The organism is Nonomuraea sp. GTA35 (assembly GCF_041950525.1).
Taxonomy (GTDB): Bacteria; Actinomycetota; Actinomycetes; order Streptosporangiales; family Streptosporangiaceae; genus Nonomuraea.
On sequence record NZ_JBGNUV010000003.1, the window covers coordinates 307,877 to 326,839 of the forward strand.

The following is an 18,963-nucleotide window of genomic DNA, read 5'->3' on the forward strand; positions in this document are numbered from 1 at the left end:
CGTGTGCGACGTTCGCCCCTGCCGGCGGCGGCCCTACAGTGGGCGTCTGTGCTGTTCGGTAGATCGGCGGAGATCGCCGCCATCGAGGACGTCATCTCCCGGGCCCGCGGCGGCGCGGGCGCCGCGCTCGTGTTGCGCGGCGAGGCCGGCGTGGGCAAGACGGCCCTGCTGGACCTGGCGGCCGCGCGGGGCGGGGCCATGCGGGTGCTGCGCACGACCGGCGTCGAGCCCGAGTCGGACCTCGCCTTCGCCGCCCTGCACCAGCTGCTGCGGCCGGCGGCCGGGCTGCTGGACGCGCTCCCCGAGCCGCAGCGCGAGGCCGTGCGCGGGGCCCTCGGGCTGGGCGGGGGCGCGTCCGGTGACCGGTTCCTGCTGGCGGCGGGGGTGCTGTCGCTGCTGAGCGAGGCCGCCGTGCCGGACGGGCTGGTGTGCGTGGTGGACGACTTCCAGTGGGCGGACCGCGCCTCGGCCGACGCGCTGCTGTTCGCCGCCAGACGGCTCGGCACGGAGCGGATCGCGATGTTGCTGGCGGTACGGGGGGACGCTCCGGTCAAGGGCGTGCCGTCACTGCCCATCGGCGGCCTGCCCGAGGCGGCGGCCACCGACCTCCTGGACGCCGCCACCCGCCACCCCGCCTCCCCTTTCCCGGACGCCACTCGCCATCCCGCCTCCTCTTCCCCGGACGCCGCCCCGCGGACCGGCACCGGGCCCGGTGGAGCGGGCGTTCCGGCGCTCGCCGAACCCGGGGGTGGCGAGGGCGGCGCGATGGCGCCTGCCGTGAAGCGTGAGCTCGTGGCGCTGACCAGGGGCAACCCCCTGGCCCTGCGCGAGACCGTACGGCGGTTGAGCCCCGGGCAGCTCGCCGGCCGCGAGCCGCTGCCCGACCCGCTGCCGGGCGGCGCGCGGCTCTTCGGGGAGCAGGTGGCGGCGTTGCCGGCGGGTGCCCGGCTGGTGGCCCTGCTCGCGGCCGTCGAGGGCGACCTGGACGTGGTGCTGCGAGCCGCCGGGCGGATGGGCGCGGGCCGGGAGGCACTGCACGAGCTGGAGGCGGCCGGCCTGGCTCGGGTCGAGGGCGCGTCCGTACGGTTCCGCCACCCGCTCGTCCGGTCGGCCGTGCACGAGTCCGCGACCCCGGCGGACCGCCGCGAGGCGCACCGGGTGCTGGCCGGGGAGTCGGACGGGGACCGCCGCGCCTGGCACCTGGCGGCGGCCGCGCTCGGCCAGGACGAGTCCGTCGCCGCCGCGCTCGCCGAGACCGCCGCCCGGGCCCGCGACCGCGGCGGCTACGGCGACGCCGCCACCGCCCTGGTCAGGGCCGCCGAGCTGACCCCCGACAGGGCGGCCAGGGCGGCCCGGCTCAAGGACGCCGCGGTGGCCGCCTGGCTGGGGGGCCGCCCGGGACAGGCGGAGTCGCTGCTGGCCGAGGCCCGGGAGCACGCGGCCGGTGATGCCGCGCTGGGGATGGAGCTGGCCCAGTTGCGCGGCCGGTTCGAGCTGAACTCCGGCAGCGCCGCCGAGGCCGTGCGGATCCTGGCCGCGGGCGACAGCCTGGACATGCTGGCCGACGCCGCCGAGGCGGCCTCGTACGCGGGCGACACCGCCGCCATCGTCGAGATCGGCCGCCGCGCGGCGGCGCACCCGGAGGGGTTCCTGCGCGACGTCCTGACCGGCATCGGCCTGACCCTCTCCGGCGGCGCCTTTGCCGACCCCCACGACAGCACGCCGGCCCCTCACGGGCAGGCACACCTGCACGACGACACTCAGGCTGCTCACGGGCAGGCGCACCTGGACGGCGCCGCGCAGGCCTCCGGCGAGCGCACACGGGCCGAGAGCGAACGCGCACACGCCGAGGGCGAGCGCGCGTCCGCGCATCCCCACGACACCGCGCACGCCCTCCTGAGGCGGGCGCTGGCGAGGACCGGGGAGCTGACGGAGGCGGCCGGGTTCCTGTGGGCGACGGCGGCGGCCAGCTACCTGGGTGAGGCCGACCTGTCGGCCGAGCTGGCCGCGCGGGCCGGCCGGGTGGCCAGGGTGTCGGGCATGGTCGGGCAGCTGCCGGTGGTGCTGGAGTTCGTGGCCACCGCCGAGCGGATCGCCGGCCGGCTGGCGGAGAGCCAGGCCGTCTCCGACGAGGGCCTGGAGCTGGCCCGCGAGGCCGGCTACAGCAACACGGTGGCCGCGCACCTGGCCAACCTGGCGGTGCTGGCGGCGCTGCGCGGCGAGGAGGACGAGTGCCGCCGGCTGGCCCAGGAGGCGCTGGCCATCGCGCTCCCCCACCGGGTGGGCCTGCGCGCGGGCGTGGCCGCGTACGCGCTGGCCATGCTGGACCTGGGGATGGGCCGGTTCGCCGCGGCGCACGACCGGTTCACCGCGATCGCGGCGGCGGGGCCGGGCGCGGGGCATCCGACGGTGGTGTGGCGCTCGACGCCGGACCGGATCGAGGCCGCGGTGGGCGCGGGCCACCTGGAGGCGGCGGGGGCGGCGCTGGAGGCGTACGAGCGGTGGTCGGCGCACGCGGCCACGGCCGAGTCGCGTGCGCTGCTGGCCAGGTGCCGGGCCCAGGTCACGGGCGGGCACGAGGGTTTCGAGGAGGCGCTGCGGCTGCACGCGAACCCGTACGAGGCGGCCAGGACCGCGCTGCTGCTGGGCGAGCGGCTGCGCAGGACGCACCGGCCGGGCGAGGCGCGCCCGCACCTGCGGGCGGCGCTGGAGACGTTCCAGCGGGCGGGCGCGCGGCCGTGGGCGCGGCGCGCGCACGGCGAGCTGCGCGCGGCGGGCGAGAGCGGGGCAGGCCTGAGCGGCGCGGACCTCAGCGGGGCGAACTTCAGCGGAACGGGCCTCAGCGGAACGGGCCGGACCGGGTCGGACCGGAGCGGGCCGGGCGAGAGCGGGCCCGGCGAGAGCGCCGAGCCCGCCCGCGGCCCGTCGCTGGACGTGCTGACCCCGCAGGAGCTGCGCATCGCCGGGCTGGTCGCCGACGGCCTGTCCAGCAAGGAGATCGCCGCGCAGCTCTTCCTCAGCCCGCGTACGGTCGAGTACCACCTCTACAAGATCTATCCGAAGCTGGGCATCGGCACCCGTACTGAACTGGCGCGGCTAGTAGTTCTACGGAAGGCACCCGTAAGCCGGTAGGACATGCTTTGAGCATGCAAAACGACATCTGGAGTGAAGAGTTCGGCAACGCCGCCGACGAGCCGATTCTGTTGATCATGGGTTCGATGTCGCAGGGGATCCTGTGGCCGGACGAGTTCGTGGGCAGGCTGACCGCCGGCGGGCGGCGGGTGATCCGCTACGACCACCGCGACACGGGCCGCTCCCGCACCGTGGACTTCGAGAAGGAGCCGTACACCTGGGACGACGTCAAGGACGACGTGCTGCGGGTGATGGACGCGCACGGCCTGGAGAGCGCGCACCTGGTCTGCCACTCGGCGGGCGGGCTGCTGGGCCAGCTGATCGCGGTGGAGCGGCCGGAGCGGGTGCGCACGCTCACCGTCATCGGCTCCTCGCCGCTGGGCGAGCGTGAGGGCATGGTGGTGATGCGGGCGCTGATGGGCCAGCCGCAGCCGGAGGGCAGCCTGCCGGAGCCGACGCCGGAGTTCGTGGCCTTCTACCGCGAGCTGATCGCCACCCCGCCGCCCGCCGGCCGGCGCGAGCGGATCGAGGTGATGATCGCCGAGCAGCGCGTGCTGCACGGCGATGCGCTGCCGTTCGACGAGGACGCCGCGCGCCACCTGCAGGAGCGCATCTATGACCGGGCCCGCGACCTGGACGCCGTGGCCAATCACCGCCTGGCGGCGGCGGCCAGGCCGGACTTCGAGCCGGTGGGCGTGCTGCACCTGGTCAAGGCGCCCACCCTGGTCATCGAGGGCACCCACGAGCCGTGCAAGCCCGGACACGGCGCGCTCATCGCCGAGCGGATCCCGGGCGCGCGGCTGATGATGATCGAGGGCATGGGGCACACGCTGCCGCCGGAGGTGCACGAGGAGCTGGCGCGGGCCGTCCTCGCGCACACCTCCTCGGCGAACGGCTAGAGCAGCCGCTCGATCGCCGAGGTGATCGCCGGGTCCTCCGGGGTGATGCGGGGACGGAAGCGGGCCACGACCTGGCCCTGGCCGTCCACGAGGAACTTCTCGAAGTTCCACTGCACGTCGCCCGCCTCTCCCTGCTCGTCGGGCGTCCGGATCAGCTCGGCGTACAGGGGGTGGCGGCCGGGGCCGTTCACCTCGGACTTCTCCAGCAGTGGGAAGTCCACCCCGTAGGTGGTGGAGCAGAAGTGCTGGATCTCCTTGGCCGTGCCGGGCTCCTGCCCGGCGAACTGGTTGCACGGCATGCCGATCACGGTGAAGCCGCGCGGGCCGTACTGCTCCTGGAGCTTGACCAGGCCGGTGTATTGCGGGGTGAGGCCGCATCGCGAGGCCACGTTGACGATGAGGGCGGGCTTGCCCGAAGCCAGCTCTGCCAGCGTGGTCGGCTCGTTCGTCAGAGTGCGAAGCGGGATGTCGCTGAGGCTCATGGTTCGACCCTACAGAACGAGTCAGGCCGAAATTGTGACGCAGTCCTCATTTTTCCGACAAACACGCATGAAAAGGTATATATCGAGATCTTTACTGACGATCTACGTTTCCATGGTCAATTCGCTGTAAAGGGAGCCTATCGGGCAGGGTGGCGCGGTCCACGAACCCCCTCGAAAGGGAACCCGCATGCCCATGCTCCGCCGTACCGGCGTCCTGGTCCTGACCGCCACCCTGGTGGCGGCGGGCGGCGCCTCGGCCGCACAGGCGCAGAGCTCCCAGACCAGCGGCAGGAACAAGACCATCGCCAAGGCCATGGTGGCCGCGCGTGGCTGGGACAGCACCCAGTTCAGATGCCTGGTGAAGCTCTGGCACCGCGAGAGCGGATGGAACCACCGCGCCGGCAACGGCTCGGGCGCCTACGGCATCCCGCAGGCGCTCCCCGGCCACAAGATGGCCTCGTCAGGACGTGACTGGCGGACCAACCCGCGCACGCAGATCAAGTGGGGTCTCGGCTACATCAAGCAGCGTTACGGGTCGCCGTGTCGCGCCTGGGGGCACTTCCAATCCCACGGTTGGTACTGAGCCAAACCCCAGGCTTGCTCGCTGTTTCCGGCAAGGGCCGCCCTATCGGGCGGCGACCGGGCAATCCCGGCCCAGCGAGCCGCCCTTTTATCCGCAACGGTCACACAAACACCTGTCCTTCGCGTGTCTTGGTGTATGACCCGCGGTGACAGCGCGTAATAGGAATCGTGCTAGAGGACACGTCGCGGTGCCCTCCGGGCCGCCCAGCACGACCGGGCGGAGGCAAGATGCGTCCCGGAGGGCCGCGCGGACCCTCTGCGTCCGAGCCACGGACGCGGACGGCGGGGCGCCCGTGCAGGGCGCCTGTCCGCACGCGACCCGACAGCAAGGATCGCCTTGGACAGCAAACGCGCGCTCAGCGGCACACTCGTTTCCGTCACCGCTTTCACCGCACTCGGCGCAACGGCCGCCCTGGCCGAATCGCAACCGCCGATCAGGGCGACGACCGCCCTGGCCGAGTCGAAGCAGCCGATCAGGACCGGGATCTGGACCACGTCGGCGCGACCGAAGATGGCGGCCGTCCGGCCCGCCAGCAGGAACAAGAAGATCGCCTTGGACCACGTCGTGCAGCGAGCCTGGAACTATCGCGAGTTCCGCTGCCTGGACAACCTGTGGACCAGGGAGAGCAACTGGAACCACCGGGCGCTCAACCACTCATCCGGCGCGTACGGCATCCCGCAGGCCCTGCCGGCCGGAAAGATGAGCGGCGCCGGCCGTGACTGGAAGTCCAACCCGGAGACCCAGATCCGCTGGGGTCTGGCCTACATCAAGGGGAGGTACGGCAGGCCTTGCGGCGCCTGGGGGCACTGGAAATCGCACAACTGGTACTAGCCGGCTCAGGAGGGCACCCGGAGCGGCTCACCGGGTGCCCTCCCGACGCCCCGCGTACGCCTCGATCGCCTTGATCAGCAGTTCGAGCCCGAACTCGAACTCCTCCTCGTGATCGCACTGGTCGAGCAGCGCGGACAGCGAGCTGACCTCGGGGAACAGCCCGGGATCCACCCCGTCGGCCCTGATCGTCCTGGTCTGCACGGGCGCGAACGTCGGCGTCACCCCGACCTCCCTCAGCAGCGAGCCGACGATGTAGGCGATGAACATCCGCAACATCCGCACCGCGTCCGCCCCGTCGAACCCGGCGCTGCGCAGCGTGGCCAGCGCCCGCTCGACGGGCAGCAGCCCGGCGGCGGAGTGCAGCTGGCGGCTGACCACCAGCATCGTGGAGCGCGGGTGGTGGTGGGCGATCTGCCGGAACGCCCTGGCCTGCATGCGCACCCGGTCGGTCCAGTGGGCGTCGGGGTCGTCGGTGAACTCGATCTGGCTCAGCACCGCCTCGGCCACCCCGTCGAGCAGGGCGTCCTTGCCGGGCACGTGGTTGTAGAGCGACATGACGCCCACGCCCAGCTCGGCCGCGATGCGACGCATGGAGATCGCGTCGGCGCCCTCCCGCTCGATGAGGCCGATGGCGGCGGCGACGATGCGTGCCCGGGACAGGGGCTCGGTGCTCATAGCTCATTCTATGGACGGCCGGTAACCGGCCCCGCGATGCCGCGCGTTTCGGCAGACTTGGAGGCGTGCGCCAGATCCTGACCTATCACGACGCCTTGGTCCTGCTCGGCGGGCCCAGCAGGATCACGAACCTCCTCGACAGGGCGTCGTCCCTGGCACTGTTCGGGATGCAGGCCGTCGACCTGTTCGACGCCCGCGCGGAGGCGGTGCGGCTCGGCGACGCCTTCATCCGGACGCTGCGCGACAAGGTCAAGGGCCTGAGCAGGTACGACGCGACGCAGCGGCTGGTCGCGGCCCACTCGGTCATCGTGGCCACCGCCTACCTGGAGGCGCTGGCCGAGGTGGACGTGCTGCGCGAGCTCACTCCGGAGGACCAGCGCCGGATCACCCGGACCGACGGCCACCCCATCCGGATCGTTCCCCTGCCGCTGCCCACCCCGGCCCACCCCTACGAGTACGTGCTGGGCGAACTCGAGACCCTCTACCGGACGGTGTTCACCGACCCGCTGCTCAGCTTCGTGCAGGGTCTCGCCGTGTGGGACACCTGGGACGAGACCACCCGGAGCAGGCTCTTCGACGAGGTGCCCGCCCGCGCGCTCCAGCGCTACGAGGAGCTGTTCCGCCGGCTCGCCGCCGAGTTCCCCGAGGTCGCGTGCTGGTCCGACCGGATCGATCACCAAGCCACCAGGGCCGAGCTGTCACGGGGCCTGGCGGGCATCCACGAGCAGCTCGCCAGGATCCCCTCCAGCCGCACCCTGTCCGACCGGCTGGCGGCGTTGCTCCGGTCGAACAAGGCGGCGCTCAAGCGGCCGATCGTCTCCTCGGCCCGCATGCCGGCCGGGATGGCGATCCCCACCCTGGACGAGGGCTACGTCAACCCGGGCTACCGCCTGATGTCCGGCGCCCATCGCTCGATCGCGCTGGAGGAGGACTGGGCGAGGCTCCCCCACCGCCGCGACCTGGACGCCTTCCTGTCCGGCCACCTCACGCTTCCCCAGGCCACCGAGGCTCCCCTCCTGGTGCTCGGCCAGCCGGGCGCGGGCAAGTCCGTGCTGACGCGCATGCTCGCCGCCCGCCTGCCCGCCACCGAGTTCCTCCCGCTCAGGGTCGAGCTGCGCGGGGTCCCGGCCGACGCCGACGTGCTCGCACAGATCGAGCACGGCATCAGGGCCGCGCTGGACGAGCAGATGTCCTGGCCGGAGTTCGCCTACGCCGCCGAGGGCGCGCTGCCGGTCGTCATGCTGGACGGGTTCGACGAGCTGCTGCAGGCGACGGGCGTGAACCAGACCGACTACCTGGAGCGGGTCGCCCAGTTCCAGCGTGACCAGGCGGAGAAGGACCGCGCGCTGGCGGTCGTCGTCACCTCCAGGATCGCCGTCGCCGACCGGGCGCGGCTGCCCGAAGGCTCGTACGTCATCCGGCTGGAGCCCTTCGGGGACGACCAGATCCGCCGGTGGGTCACCACCTGGAACGACGCCAACCACGAGTACTTCCTCGGCCGCGGGCTGCTGCCGCTGTCGCTGGACCGGGTGCTGGCGGTGCCGAAGCTCGGCGAGCAGCCGCTGCTGCTGCTCATGCTCGCCCTCTACGACGCCGACGCCAACGCCCTGCGGCACCTGCGCGAGGACCTCCACGAGGCGGAGCTGTACGAGCGGCTGCTGCACGACTTCGCCGTCCGCGAGGTCGGCAAGTCCCGCCCGCACCTCGCGGACGACGACCTGGGGCAGGCCGTGGAGGACGAGCTGCGGCGCCTGTCGATCACGGCGTTCGCGATGTTCAACCGCGGCCTGCAGTGGATCGCCGAGCAGGACCTGGACGCCGACCTGCGGGCGCTGCGACCGCAGGAGGCACACCGCCCGCGGGGCCTGCGCCGCCCCCTGAGCCCGGCGGAGGGCGTGATCGGCGGCTTCTTCTTCATCCACACGACGCAGGCGCTGCGCGACGAGCAGCGGCTCAAGACCTACGAGTTCCTGCACGCGACGTTCGGCGAGTACCTGGTCGCCCGCATGGTCGTCAGGGAGCTCGTCGAGATGGCGGAGGAGCTGGCGTTCGCCGAGTCCCGCCGCCGGCCTGTCCGGGCGAGCGACGACCTGCTCCAGGCGCTGCTGTCGTTCGCGGCCCTGAGCGTGCGCGCCCCCACCGTGGACTTCCTCAGGCACGGCATCGCGAGCCAGGTGCCCGGCAACCGGCGCGCGCTGCTGACGCGTCACCTGTGCGAGCTGTTCGCGCAGTCGCTCCAGGCCGGGCCCGGCGCCGCCTACGACGCGTACCAGCCCGTGCGGGCCGAGCTGACCGCGCGTTGCGCCGCCTACAGCGTCAACCTGATGCTGCTCGCCGTGCTGTCGTCGGACGAGCCCCTGTCGGGCGCCGAGCTGTTCGACGTCGAGCAGCCCGAGCACGCGAACGAGCGCTGGCGCAGGATCGCCCGGCTGTGGCACTCCCAGCTCAGCAGGGCGGAGTGGGACTCGCTCATGCGCACGATCTGGGTCCGCCACTTCCTGAACGGCGGGAGCAGGTCGATGCGGCTGGAGTTCAACCGGAGCCCGGCCTTCGACCTGCGCGAGATGAGCCTGTTCACCTGGCCCGGCGAGGTCATGGCGGGCTACCCCTACCAGCACAGGGCCACCGGCGGGGCACCGACGAGCGGCTGGATGCGTGAGATCTCCTTCCGCGACGACACCGCGCTCGCGCACCTCTTCCTCGACCTGCTTCCTTACGCGGCCGAGATCGGCGGGCGGCTCGACGCGCAACCGGGCAGCCCCGTCGCGCACCTGCTGAGGCTCCTGCTGAGCGGCACCCCCCACCGTGACCTGTACCTGGCCGCCCTGGAGCACCCGCCGAACCGGCGCTACACCGAGCGGGTGCTGAGGCAGCTGGAGGCGGACGTGCACCGGATGCCGACAGGCGACGTGATCACGATCCTGCACGCCGTCCTCGACGCGCACGACGCGCACGACACGGGGCAGGACAAGAGGCACCACCAGCGCCGGCGCCGCGTCATCGAGGTGCTGGAGCAGCGGCCCGACCTCGACCCCGAGGAGCTGCGCGCCCTACTCGCGCGGCAGCCGCATGACCAGCCGGGTCTCCGGCCCGTCCTCGATCCGGAGGTCTCCCCCGTGGGCCCTGGCGATGTCGCGGGCGATCGGCAGCCCTAGCCCGCTCCCGCCGGTGTCCCGCGACCGCGTGCGATCCAACCGGGTGAACCGCTCGAAAACGCGCTCCCGCAACTCCTCGGGGATCCCCGGCCCGTCGTCGGCCACCTCCAGCACCGCCTCGTCCCCGCTCCCCCGCACCGACACCCGCACCGCCGAGTCCCCGTACCGATCGGCGTTGGACAGCAGGTTCGTCAGCACCCTGGCCAGCCGCAACCGGCTGCCCTCCACGAACACCCCGGGCTCCACGCGCAGGGTCACCGGCAGCCGCGCGGGCCGCCGCGCCACCTCCTCCTCCACCAGCCGCCCCAGGTCGATCCGCTCCCTGCCGATCTCCGTGCCCGCGTCCAGGCGGGCCATCAGCAGCAGGTCCCCGACGATGTCCGCCAGCCGCTGGGCGTCGACCATGGCGGCCAGCCAGTCGGCCTCGGTCCGCTCCTCCAGCCCCGCCTCCAGCCGTACCATCAGCCCCGCGATCGGCGTGCGCAGCTCATGGGAGGCGTCGGAGACGAACCGGCGGTGCCGCTCCACGGCGTCCTCCAGCCGGCTCAGCGTGTCGTTGACGGTGACGGCCAGCTCGGCCACCTCGTCCTCGCTGGGGGGCACCTCCACCCGCCGGCTGAGGTCCTCCGCGCTGATCCGTTCGAGGCCCCGGCGGATGCGTTCCACGGGGGCCAGCACGTGCCCGACCCCGTACCAGGCGGCCCAGCCCAGCAGGGCCACCAGCGCGGCGGCGGATCCGTACAACATGGCCGGCAGGAAGGACGAGCGCAGCAGGAACGGCTCGCGCACCGCCGCGTAGGCCACGGCCGGCCCGTACGCGGTGGAACGGTTGCTGGTCCCCACCACGACCACGCAGCCCTCGGGCCGGCACACCCGGCCGTTGACGCGCGAGTCCCCGCCGGAGGGCCTGGCCGAGGTGAGCGGCGGCTGGCCGGCGAGCGCCGCGCTGGCCGCCACGACGCGGCCCTCGGCGTCCACGACCTGCAGCAGGCCGACGCTGTCCTGCGGCGGGATGTGGCCGGGGAAGGGCTGGTCGTCGATCATCATGGTGACGCGGCGGCTGGCCTTGGCGGCCTGCTCCATGAGGTCGGCCCTGGCCTGCACCGGGTACGTCGCCGAGATCACCGTCACTCCGCCCAGGATGAGGAGCCCGAAGGAGACCACCGTCGCGATCGTCACCCGGGCCCTGATGGAGCGACCGTGCACCATGTGTCCGACTATGTCACGGAGCGTACAAACAGCAGGTCAAACGGATGTGTAGAAGCGGCGGTGCAGCTCGCGTACCTCCTCGGCCAGCTCGGGCACGGGCCCTTCCACGATCACTCCCGGCGCGATCTCGCCGACCGGCAGCGTGCGCACGGGCGGCGCGGGCGCCCCCAGCTCGGCCAGCCAGCCGGCGAGCTGGGCCGAGGAGGCGACGTACACGATGCGCCCGAGCCCCACCCAGGCGTGCGCCGCGGCGCACATGGGGCAGTGCTCGCCGGAGGTGTAGACGGTGGCGGCGGCACGCTCCCCGGGCGTCAGGTGCTCGGCGGACCAGCGGGCGAGGGCGAACTCCGGATGCCGGGTGCGGTCGCCGGAGGCCACCCGGTTGTGGTCCTCGGCCAGCACCGCCCCGTCGCCGGACACCAGCACCGAGCCGAACGGCTCGTCACCCACCTCCAGTGCCCGGGTGGCCAGCTCGACACAGCGCCGCAGGTACGGCAGCTCCGATGGCTCGATCATGACAACTCCAACATAGGTATCGGCCCGCCGAAAGTGCATGAGCATTCATGTTTCCGCACGTCATGTACAGAAATCCGACCTTGGGGCCACAGAAAATCGGTTGATCCCACGTATTAGCCTAGAAGGGATGCCTCCCGATACGCAGAAACCTCGCCGTCCCCTGCTGTCTTCCAACTCCCTGTGGCGGATGAAGCCGTACCTCCGCCCGTACGTCGCCAGACTGATCGTCATCTGGCTGACCGCACTCGTCGGTGTCGCTCTCGTCATCGTGTTCCCCCTCATCATCAAGACCGTCATCGACGGTCCCGTCGAACACGGTGACTCCGGCGCGCTGCTGCCCCTCGGGCTGCTCGCGATCGGCGTCGGCGCACTCGAGGCGCTGCTGATCCTCTTCCGGCGCTACATCCAGGTCAAACCGGTGCTCGGCCTGGAGACCGCCGTCCGCGACGACCTGTACGAGCACCTGCAACGCCTGCCCATGGGCTTCCACGGCGACTGGCAGTCCGGGCAGCTCTTATCGCGGGCCACGACGGACCTTTCGACGATCCGCCGCTTCCTCGGCTTCGGCGCCCTGTTCCTGGTCATGAACGTGCTGCAGGTCATCACGGTCACCGTGCTGCTGCTGAACATGTACTGGCCGCTGGGCCTGCTGGTGCTGGCCTCGGTGGTGCCGATCGTGTGGACGTCGCAGCGCTTCGAGAAGCGCTACATCAAGATCTCCCGTCAGGTCCAGGACGAGCAGGGCGACCTCGCCACGCTCGTCGAGGAGTCCGCGATCGGCATCCGCACGATCAAGGCGTTCGGCCGCCGCCACCACGTCTACGACCAGTACGACGACGCGGCGCGCAAGGTCTACGGCTCCTCGATGGACAAGGTGCGCCTGTCGGCCAAGTTCTTCTCCTTCCTGGAGATCGTCCCCAACATCACGCTGGCCCTGGTGCTGCTGATCGGCGCGCTGGCGGTCGGCTCCGGCACCCTGACCCTGGGCGCGCTGATCGCCTTCACCACGCTGATGCTGCAGCTCGTGTGGCCCGTGGCGAGCCTGGGCTACCTCCTGGTCATGGCCCAGGAGGCGATGACCTCCGCCGACCGGCTCATGGAGGTCATGGACACCGTCCCGGCCATCGAGGGCGGCACCGGCACGATCGAGGAGCCGCGCGGCCACCTGCGCTTCGAGGGGGTCGGCTTCCGCTTCGCCGACTCCGAGGAGCCGGTGCTGAACGACGTCTGGCTGGAGGTCCGGCCGGGCGAGACGGTCGCCGTCGTGGGCCCGACCGGGGCGGGCAAGACCACGCTGACCGCGCTGGTGCCCCGCCTGATCGACCCCACCTCCGGCCGGGTCACGATCGACGGGCACGACGTGCGCGACCTCGATCTGAAGACCCTGCGCTCGGTGGTCGCCACCGCGTTCGAGGAGCCCACGCTGTTCTCGATGAGCGTGCGCGAGAACCTCAAGCTCGGCCGGCCCGACGCCACCGAGGAGGAGCTGGAGCAGGCCATCCAGACCGCGCAGGCCATGTTCGTGCACGACCTGCCATGGGGCCTCGACACCCGCATCGGCGAGCAGGGGCTCTCCCTGTCCGGCGGGCAGCGGCAGCGCCTCGCGCTGGCCAGGGCGGTGCTGAGCAAGCCACGCATCCTCGTGCTCGACGACACGCTGTCGGCGCTCGACGCCGAGACCGAGGCCCTGGTGGAGGAGGCGCTGCGGCACGTGCTGCGCGACGCGACCGGCATCGTGGTCGCCCACCGCGCCTCCACCGTGCTGCTGGCCGACAAGGTGGCGCTGCTGCGCGACGGCACGATCACGCACGTCGGGCAGCATCGCGAGCTGCTGGCGCAGGTGCCCGAGTACCGGGAACTGCTGGCCCAGGACGCCGACTTCGACGACGCGGCGGAAGGAGCGCTTCGATGACCACGACGGTCCAGGAGAAGAGCGGTTCCTGGCGCGGCGTCGCCTCCGAGGATCAGGAGGAGCTGTCGGACAAGGTGTCCGTGCTGCTTCGGGCGCGCTCGCGGCGGCTGCTCGGCGACCTGCTGCGGCCGTACAAGAAGAGGATCGCGCTACTCGTACTGATCATCGTGATCTCCAACGCGGCCGGGCTGTCGATCCCCTACCTGGTCTCGGTGGGCATCGACCACGGCATCCCGCCGATCACGAACGGCTCCGGCTCCGGAGTCCTGGTGACGGTGGTCGGGGTGATCCTGGCGGCCGCGGTCACGCAGGCGCTCACCCGGCAGGCGTTCCTGCGCCTGATGGGCGCGGTCGGCCAGAGCATCCTGCTGACGCTGCGCAGGAGGGTGTTCGACCACTTCCAGCGGCTGTCGCTGAACTTCCACGAGAAGTACACCTCGGGCCGGGTGATCTCCCGGCTGACCTCCGACATCGAGGCCATCGCCGAGCTGGTGCAGTCGGGGTTCGACGCGCTGGTCAAGGCCGTGCTGACGCTGGTGGGCACGGCGGTGCTGCTGCTGGTGCTGGACGTGCACCTCGGCCTGGTGGCGCTGATCCCGATCCCGCTGCTGCTGCTGTTCACCAAGTGGTTCCAGCGGCAGTCGGCCACGGTCTACCGGCGGACCCGCGAGACGGTCGCCTTGGTGATCGTTCACTTCGTGGAGTCGATGATCGGAATCCGCGCGGTGCAGGCCTTCCGCAGGGAACCGCGCAACCAGGAGATCTTCGAGCAGCTCAACGACGACTACCGCGACGCGAACGCGCGCAGCATGATCCTCGGCGCGACGTTCATGACCGGCGTCAAGCTGATCGGCAACATGACGATCGGCGCGGTGCTGCTCTACGGCGGCTACCTGGCCCTGCGCGGCGAGGTCTCCCCCGGCGTGCTGGCCGGCTTCATGCTGTACCTGCGCTCGTTCTACGAGCCGATGCAGGAGATCAGCCAGTTCTACAACACGCTGCAGTCGGCCGGCGCGGCGCTGGAGAAGCTGTCGGGCGTGCTGGAGGAGGAGCCCTCCGTGCCCGAGCCGCGCGAGCCGGCGGCGCTGCCGGAGGGCAGGGCGCGGGGCAAGGTGCGCTTCGACGGCGTCGAGTTCGCCTACGTCAAGGAGATGCCGATCCTGCCCCGCCTGGACCTGACGATCCCGGCGGGACAGAGCGTGGCGCTGGTCGGCGCCACGGGCGCGGGCAAGACGACGCTGGCCAAGCTCATCTCCCGCTTCTACGACCCGACGGAGGGGCGCGTGCTGCTCGACGGCGTGGACCTGCGGCGGCTCGACGAGCCGACGCTGCGCCAGGCCGTGGTCATGGTGACGCAGGAGAACTTCCTGTTCAACGGCACGGTCGCGGACAACATCAGGTTCGGCAGGCCCGACGCCACGGACCGGCAGGTACGCGAGGCGGCCAAGGCCATCGGCGCGCACGAGTTCATCTCCGGCCTCCCCCAGGGCTACGACACCGAGGTGGGCAAGCACGGCGGCCGGATGTCGGCCGGGCAGCGGCAGCTCGTCGCCTTCGCCCGGGCGTTCCTGGCGGATCCGGCCGTGCTGATCCTCGACGAGGCCACCTCCAGCCTCGACGTGCCGAGCGAGCGGCTGGTGCAGCGGGCGCTGCGCACGATCCTGGCCGAGCGCACGGCGCTGATCATCGCGCACCGGCTGTCGACCGTGGAGATCGCCGACCGGGTGCTGGTGATGGAGCGCGGCCGGATCGTCGAGGACGGGCCGCCTGAGCAGCTCATCGCCGCCGCGGGCCGCTTCGCCGGGCTGCACCGGGCGTGGCTGGAGAGCCTCAGCTCCTAGGCGGCCCTAGGGCTGGGGGTGCGCCGCGGCCATGGCGTTGGCGTACAGCTCGTACCCGACGAACAGGGCCAGCGGCACGCCCAGCGCGACCAGCAGCCTGCCGGGCAGGCGCGTCCGCTCCGGAAGAGGAGCGGGTGTCCTGTCCGGCGGCGCCGCCGGACAGGACACCCGCTCGGTCTCGGGCTCGGACTTGGACTCGGTCTCGGGCTCGGGCCCGGGGTGGCGGGTCGGGTACCCGGAGGGGAACCAGGTCACGCGGTACGCGCCGCAGGCCGGGCAGCAGGCGCTCGACCAGGGCGGCGGCACGGGAACTCCCGAGCTGAGCCAGAGGTCGCCCCCGTTGCCGTAGTCGTCGCAGAGGTGTCTGACGACGAATTCCTCTTCCCAGACGTGCAGGCAGCGCAGGCATTCGAAGGGCCACGTCTCGCAGGTGTCGAACCCGGGCACAAGGACCACCCCCGGCTTGTCGGTCGCCGTGTCACCGAAAGTGTCCGCCCGGCTACGATTCCCCTTCAAGACGGGCTCCTGACACCGGCGGCCACGAAATCCTTACCGGTTGTCAGGTTGCGGAGTCAGTACAGCGGTTTCGGCACCGGGCTCAGCAGCGGCGTCGCGTCGGGCACGACAGGCTCGGCCGGTGGGATCAGCTCCGGATGGCGTGCCAGGTAGCCGTCCGGGAACGTGGTCGCCTGCTCGGAGCCGCACTGCGGGCAGACGGCGCCCGACGACGGCGGCGGGACGCGCAGCCCGGCGCGCAGCCAGACCTCCCCCTCGTTGCCATGGTCGTCCTCGCTGCGCCTGACGACGTAGTCCTCCTGCCAGACGTGCCAGCAGCCCCGGCACTCGAAGGGCACATTTCTCAGTTCTTCTTCCACCTTGCGGTCACCCCCTGATTTCGAGTGTCCGCCTCCTCCGGATAAATCCGCAACCAGGCTCACCGAATGGTGAAGACAAAGGTGAGAGCGCCCGCGACCACGCCCAACGTGCCGAGCCAGGCGAGCAGCGCGTCGAGCCCGGCGTCCAGGGGCCTGCCGGCGTGCAGGGCGGCCTGTACCCGGCGGTAACGCAGCCGCGTCCTGATCAGGAGCACGCCGCCGCAGAGCGCGGACAGGGCGAAGGCGGCGGTGGCGAGCGCGGGCAGGCCGTGACGGACCGCGAGCCCGGCCGCGCCGAGCCCGCCGGTGGACAGGGCCACGGCGGTGCGCACCCAGGCCATCCGGGTGCGCTCGCTCTGCAGCCCCCGGTCCCAGATCTCCTCTTCGGCCGTCATGCGGTCACGCGGACAGGATGATCAGGACGAGCGCGATGACGGCCACGGCGGCGACGCCGTACCCGAAGACGGCCGCGAGCGCGGGCGGCGGGAGCGGCGCCTGCTGGCGCAGCGCGCGCTGGATGTTGCGCCAGCGGGGGTAGGCCATGCCCGCCGCGAGCGCGGAGAGGGTGACCAGCACGATGGCCAGCCCGGTACGGATCCACGGCACGAACACATCGGACGGCACGGCCGCCATGGCCACCCCACCCGCGCTGAGCGCCAGCGCCGTGCTCAGCCAGGTGAGGAAGGTGCGTTCGTTGGCCAAGGTGAAACGCGGGTCGGGTTCCATGAGAAAAACGCTAATTCGTACCCATTTCCCCTAGAGAAGCCGGGATTATCCGAGCACGTCAGCTACAGGCCTGGGCCACCTTCTCCACATAGGCGGCGCCTTCGGAGGTCACCTTCTGCACCGCGTCCACGGCGTCGTTGGCGTCCTGGACGGTGATGCTGGTCAAGGTGCTGGCCATGCTGTCGGTGGCCTCCTTGAGCGTGGTGTTGGCGGCCTGGTCGGCCACGCCGTTCAGCTTGTTCGCGGCGTCGTCGATGGCCTTGTCCATGGCCTGCGGGTCGTTGGTGAGCTTGCTGATCTCCGCACCCAGCTCAGTTATGATCTTGGGGGCTTCGAGGCACGCCTGGGCCTTGTCGATGGTGCTGTTGACCTCGCTGCACCCGGCAGCCAGGACGCCTGCGGCGAACAGGGCCAGCGGCAGGAACCGGCTCTTGAGATGTCGCATACCTCGACCCTACCCAAGGGTTCACTCACCTGCGGTCACTCCGCGCAACCAATCGATCACCAACCGGTTGACCTCCTCGGGCCGTTCCTGCTGGACCCAGTGCCCGCAGCCGTCCAGGAGGTGGGCACCGGCCAGGCCGGGCAGCGTCCGGGGGAACGCCTCGATGGCACCGGCCATCCAGGTGGTGCTGGCGTCCAGCGCCCCGCCGATGAACAGCGCGGGCTGGGTGATCGGCGCGCCGTCCCAGGCCGCCAGGTCCTCCCAGTCCCTGTCCACGTTGCGGTAGCGGTTCAGGGCTCCGGTCAGGCCGGTCCGCTCGAACTCGCCCGCGTACACGTCCAGGTCGGCCTCCGTCAGCCAGGACGGCAGGGTGTCCTGGGGGAAGCGGTCGCGCAGCCGGCCGCCCCTGGGCACGAAGTAGGCGCCCTGCCCCTCTCCCGACAGGGCGGCGTAGAAGCCGGCCAGCCAGCCGCGCACGTCCGGCTCGATCTCGGCCTCGGCGCGGCCCTCGGCCTGGAAGTAGCCGACGTAGAACTCCTCGTCGCCGCCCATCGCGGCGAACGCGTCGGTGGGGCGGTGCGGGCCGCGCGGCGCGTACGGGACGCTCAGCAGGCCGACGGCCCGGAACAGGTCGGGCCTGAGCAGGGCGCTGTTCGCGGCGATCGAGGAACCCCAGTCGTGACCGACGATCACGGCCGAGCTCTCGCCGAGCCCGCGCACGACGGCGGCGTTGTCGGCGACGTGGGCCAGCATCCGGTAGTCCGCAACGCGGGCGGGCGCGGAGGAGCGGCCGTAGCCGCGCACGTCGACGGCCACCGCGCGGAAGCCCGCCGCGGCGAGGGCGGGCAGCTGGTGGCGCCAGGAGTACCACGACTCGGGGAAGCCGTGGACCAGCAGGACCAGCGGCCCGCTGCCCTGCTCGACCACGTGGATCCGGCCTCCCGGCACCTCGACCAGGCGGTGGGTCTGTGACATGTGCGTGCCTCCCTTTCGTTCCCAGGCACTATCCGGCCCGCAGGGCGCGTCAGGCGAATCCTGTTGCCGTTTCAGCAAGGTCTGGACAAGCCCTCCGGCGGGACCGCAGATTCCAGGCATGCCCTCGGAAGATCATCCCCACCGGCAGCGCGACGGGATCCGGGCGCTGCTCGGCGGCAACCGCGACTTGTACGCGGTCGCGCTGTGGACGAGGGTGCTCAGCACCGTGCTGTTCCCCGCCCAGAAGGCGCAGCTGCCCCAGGTCGTGCCCAAGGAGCAGCTCGTACGCGCCAACGCGCTGCACGGGCAGAGCGGCCAGATGGCCCGGCTCGTGGGGGCGATGGCCGCCGGGGTGCCCGCCGCCGCCTCGATGGCCGGCCTCATGACGCTGGCCCAGACCCGCGCGCCCGCCGACCGCACGGGCGCCGTCTTCGGCGTGCTCGTCAGCGCCCGCGCCGCCACGGGGCTGCTCGGGATGACGCTCGCGGGCGCGCTCGGCGACCGGTTCGGCATCGTGCCGACCCTGTGCCTGCACGCCGCGGGCCTCGTCGCCGCCGGCCTCCTGGCATTGCTGCTCATCCGCCGCTGACCTGCACTCATAAGACATCGGATATCGCTCGTTTCGCGATATCGCTATTAGACATGACGTGATCGCATCTGCTTTGCTCCTCACCTCCGGACCCATCGCACGACAGCGAGGACATACG

18 protein-coding genes are annotated in these 18,963 nt (G+C 71.8%); 8 read left to right on the forward strand and 10 right to left on the reverse strand.

The features are described from left to right. Positions 1–48 precede the first annotated feature (48 nt). Positions 49–3,132, forward strand: a complete 3,084-nt coding sequence (locus ACBJ32_RS14560) for an AAA family ATPase (protein WP_375127156.1) — start codon at positions 49–51, stop codon at positions 3,130–3,132. A gap of 14 nt (positions 3,133–3,146) precedes the next feature. Continuing rightward, complete coding sequence (locus ACBJ32_RS14565; protein ID WP_375127157.1) at positions 3,147–4,031, forward strand: alpha/beta fold hydrolase; 885 nt, start codon at positions 3,147–3,149, stop codon at positions 4,029–4,031. Here ACBJ32_RS14565 and ACBJ32_RS14570 read toward each other — a convergent pair. Continuing rightward, positions 4,028–4,513, reverse strand: coding sequence for a glutathione peroxidase (locus ACBJ32_RS14570; protein ID WP_357869041.1), 486 nt, complete (start codon positions 4,511–4,513; stop codon positions 4,028–4,030). The genes ACBJ32_RS14565 and ACBJ32_RS14570 overlap by 4 nt on opposite strands. Before the next feature lie 187 nt (positions 4,514–4,700). Here ACBJ32_RS14570 and ACBJ32_RS14575 point away from each other — a divergent pair, with 187 nt between their 5' ends. Next, complete coding sequence (locus ACBJ32_RS14575) at positions 4,701–5,096, forward strand: transglycosylase SLT domain-containing protein (protein WP_357869038.1); 396 nt, start codon at positions 4,701–4,703, stop codon at positions 5,094–5,096. Between the two features lie 336 nt (positions 5,097–5,432). After that, complete coding sequence (locus ACBJ32_RS14580; protein WP_375127158.1) at positions 5,433–5,927, forward strand: lytic transglycosylase domain-containing protein; 495 nt, start codon at positions 5,433–5,435, stop codon at positions 5,925–5,927. Between the two features lie 27 nt (positions 5,928–5,954). Here the strand turns inward: ACBJ32_RS14580 and ACBJ32_RS14585 are convergent, their stop codons facing one another. After that, the gene (locus ACBJ32_RS14585; protein WP_375127159.1) at positions 5,955–6,602 is read right to left on the reverse strand and encodes a TetR/AcrR family transcriptional regulator; all 648 of its coding nucleotides are present in this window, start codon (positions 6,600–6,602) and stop codon (positions 5,955–5,957) included. A 65-nt stretch (positions 6,603–6,667) separates the two neighbouring features. Between ACBJ32_RS14585 and ACBJ32_RS14590 the strand changes: the two genes are divergently transcribed. Further along, positions 6,668–9,757: an NACHT domain-containing protein gene (locus ACBJ32_RS14590; protein WP_375127160.1), complete on the forward strand. Its 3,090-nt coding sequence runs from the start codon at positions 6,668–6,670 to the stop codon at positions 9,755–9,757. On the opposite strand, the gene ACBJ32_RS14595 is transcribed toward ACBJ32_RS14590, so the two are convergent. Beyond that, entirely contained in the window at positions 9,653–10,966 is a 1,314-nt protein-coding gene (locus tag ACBJ32_RS14595; RefSeq protein ID WP_375127161.1) for a sensor histidine kinase, read from the reverse strand. The two genes, ACBJ32_RS14590 and ACBJ32_RS14595, sit on opposite strands and share 105 nt — an antisense overlap. A gap of 36 nt (positions 10,967–11,002) precedes the next feature. Then, on the reverse strand, positions 11,003–11,482 hold the full coding sequence (locus ACBJ32_RS14600; RefSeq protein ID WP_375127162.1) for a nucleoside deaminase: 480 nt from the start codon (positions 11,480–11,482) through the stop codon (positions 11,003–11,005). A gap of 187 nt (positions 11,483–11,669) precedes the next feature. Between ACBJ32_RS14600 and ACBJ32_RS14605 the strand changes: the two genes are divergently transcribed. Both ACBJ32_RS14605 and ACBJ32_RS14610 read left to right on the forward strand, forming a co-directional pair. After that, on the forward strand, positions 11,670–13,394 hold the full coding sequence (locus ACBJ32_RS14605) for an ABC transporter ATP-binding protein (protein WP_375127163.1): 1,725 nt from the start codon (positions 11,670–11,672) through the stop codon (positions 13,392–13,394). Then, positions 13,391–15,235 (forward strand): ABC transporter ATP-binding protein, encoded by a 1,845-nt coding sequence (locus ACBJ32_RS14610; protein ID WP_375127164.1) that lies wholly within the window; start codon positions 13,391–13,393, stop codon positions 15,233–15,235. Before ACBJ32_RS14605 ends, ACBJ32_RS14610 begins: the two co-directional genes overlap by 4 nt. A gap of 6 nt (positions 15,236–15,241) precedes the next feature. Here the strand turns inward: ACBJ32_RS14610 and ACBJ32_RS14615 are convergent, their stop codons facing one another. Genes ACBJ32_RS14615 through ACBJ32_RS14640 form a run of 6 tightly spaced genes read right to left on the reverse strand, consistent with a single transcriptional unit; the run spans position 15,242 to position 18,256 of the window. Beyond that, a complete protein-coding gene (locus ACBJ32_RS14615) occupies positions 15,242–15,751 on the reverse strand; it encodes a hypothetical protein (RefSeq protein WP_375127165.1) in 510 nt (169 codons plus the stop codon). 56 nt (positions 15,752–15,807) lie between these two features. Further along, entirely contained in the window at positions 15,808–16,110 is a 303-nt protein-coding gene (locus ACBJ32_RS14620; protein WP_357869013.1) for a hypothetical protein, read from the reverse strand. A 59-nt stretch (positions 16,111–16,169) separates the two neighbouring features. After that, entirely contained in the window at positions 16,170–16,505 is a 336-nt protein-coding gene (locus tag ACBJ32_RS14625; RefSeq protein ID WP_375127166.1) for a DUF202 domain-containing protein, read from the reverse strand. 4 nt (positions 16,506–16,509) lie between these two features. Continuing rightward, positions 16,510–16,836, reverse strand: coding sequence for a DUF202 domain-containing protein (locus tag ACBJ32_RS14630; protein ID WP_357869007.1), 327 nt, complete (start codon positions 16,834–16,836; stop codon positions 16,510–16,512). A gap of 58 nt (positions 16,837–16,894) precedes the next feature. Further along, positions 16,895–17,281: a hypothetical protein gene (locus ACBJ32_RS14635; protein ID WP_357869004.1), complete on the reverse strand. Its 387-nt coding sequence runs from the start codon at positions 17,279–17,281 to the stop codon at positions 16,895–16,897. Positions 17,282–17,302: 21 nt separating this feature from the next. Then, on the reverse strand, positions 17,303–18,256 hold the full coding sequence (locus ACBJ32_RS14640; RefSeq protein WP_375127167.1) for an alpha/beta fold hydrolase: 954 nt from the start codon (positions 18,254–18,256) through the stop codon (positions 17,303–17,305). Positions 18,257–18,374: 118 nt separating this feature from the next. Here ACBJ32_RS14640 and ACBJ32_RS14645 point away from each other — a divergent pair, with 118 nt between their 5' ends. Further along, complete coding sequence (locus ACBJ32_RS14645) at positions 18,375–18,845, forward strand: hypothetical protein (RefSeq protein ID WP_375127168.1); 471 nt, start codon at positions 18,375–18,377, stop codon at positions 18,843–18,845. Positions 18,846–18,963 lie beyond the last annotated feature (118 nt).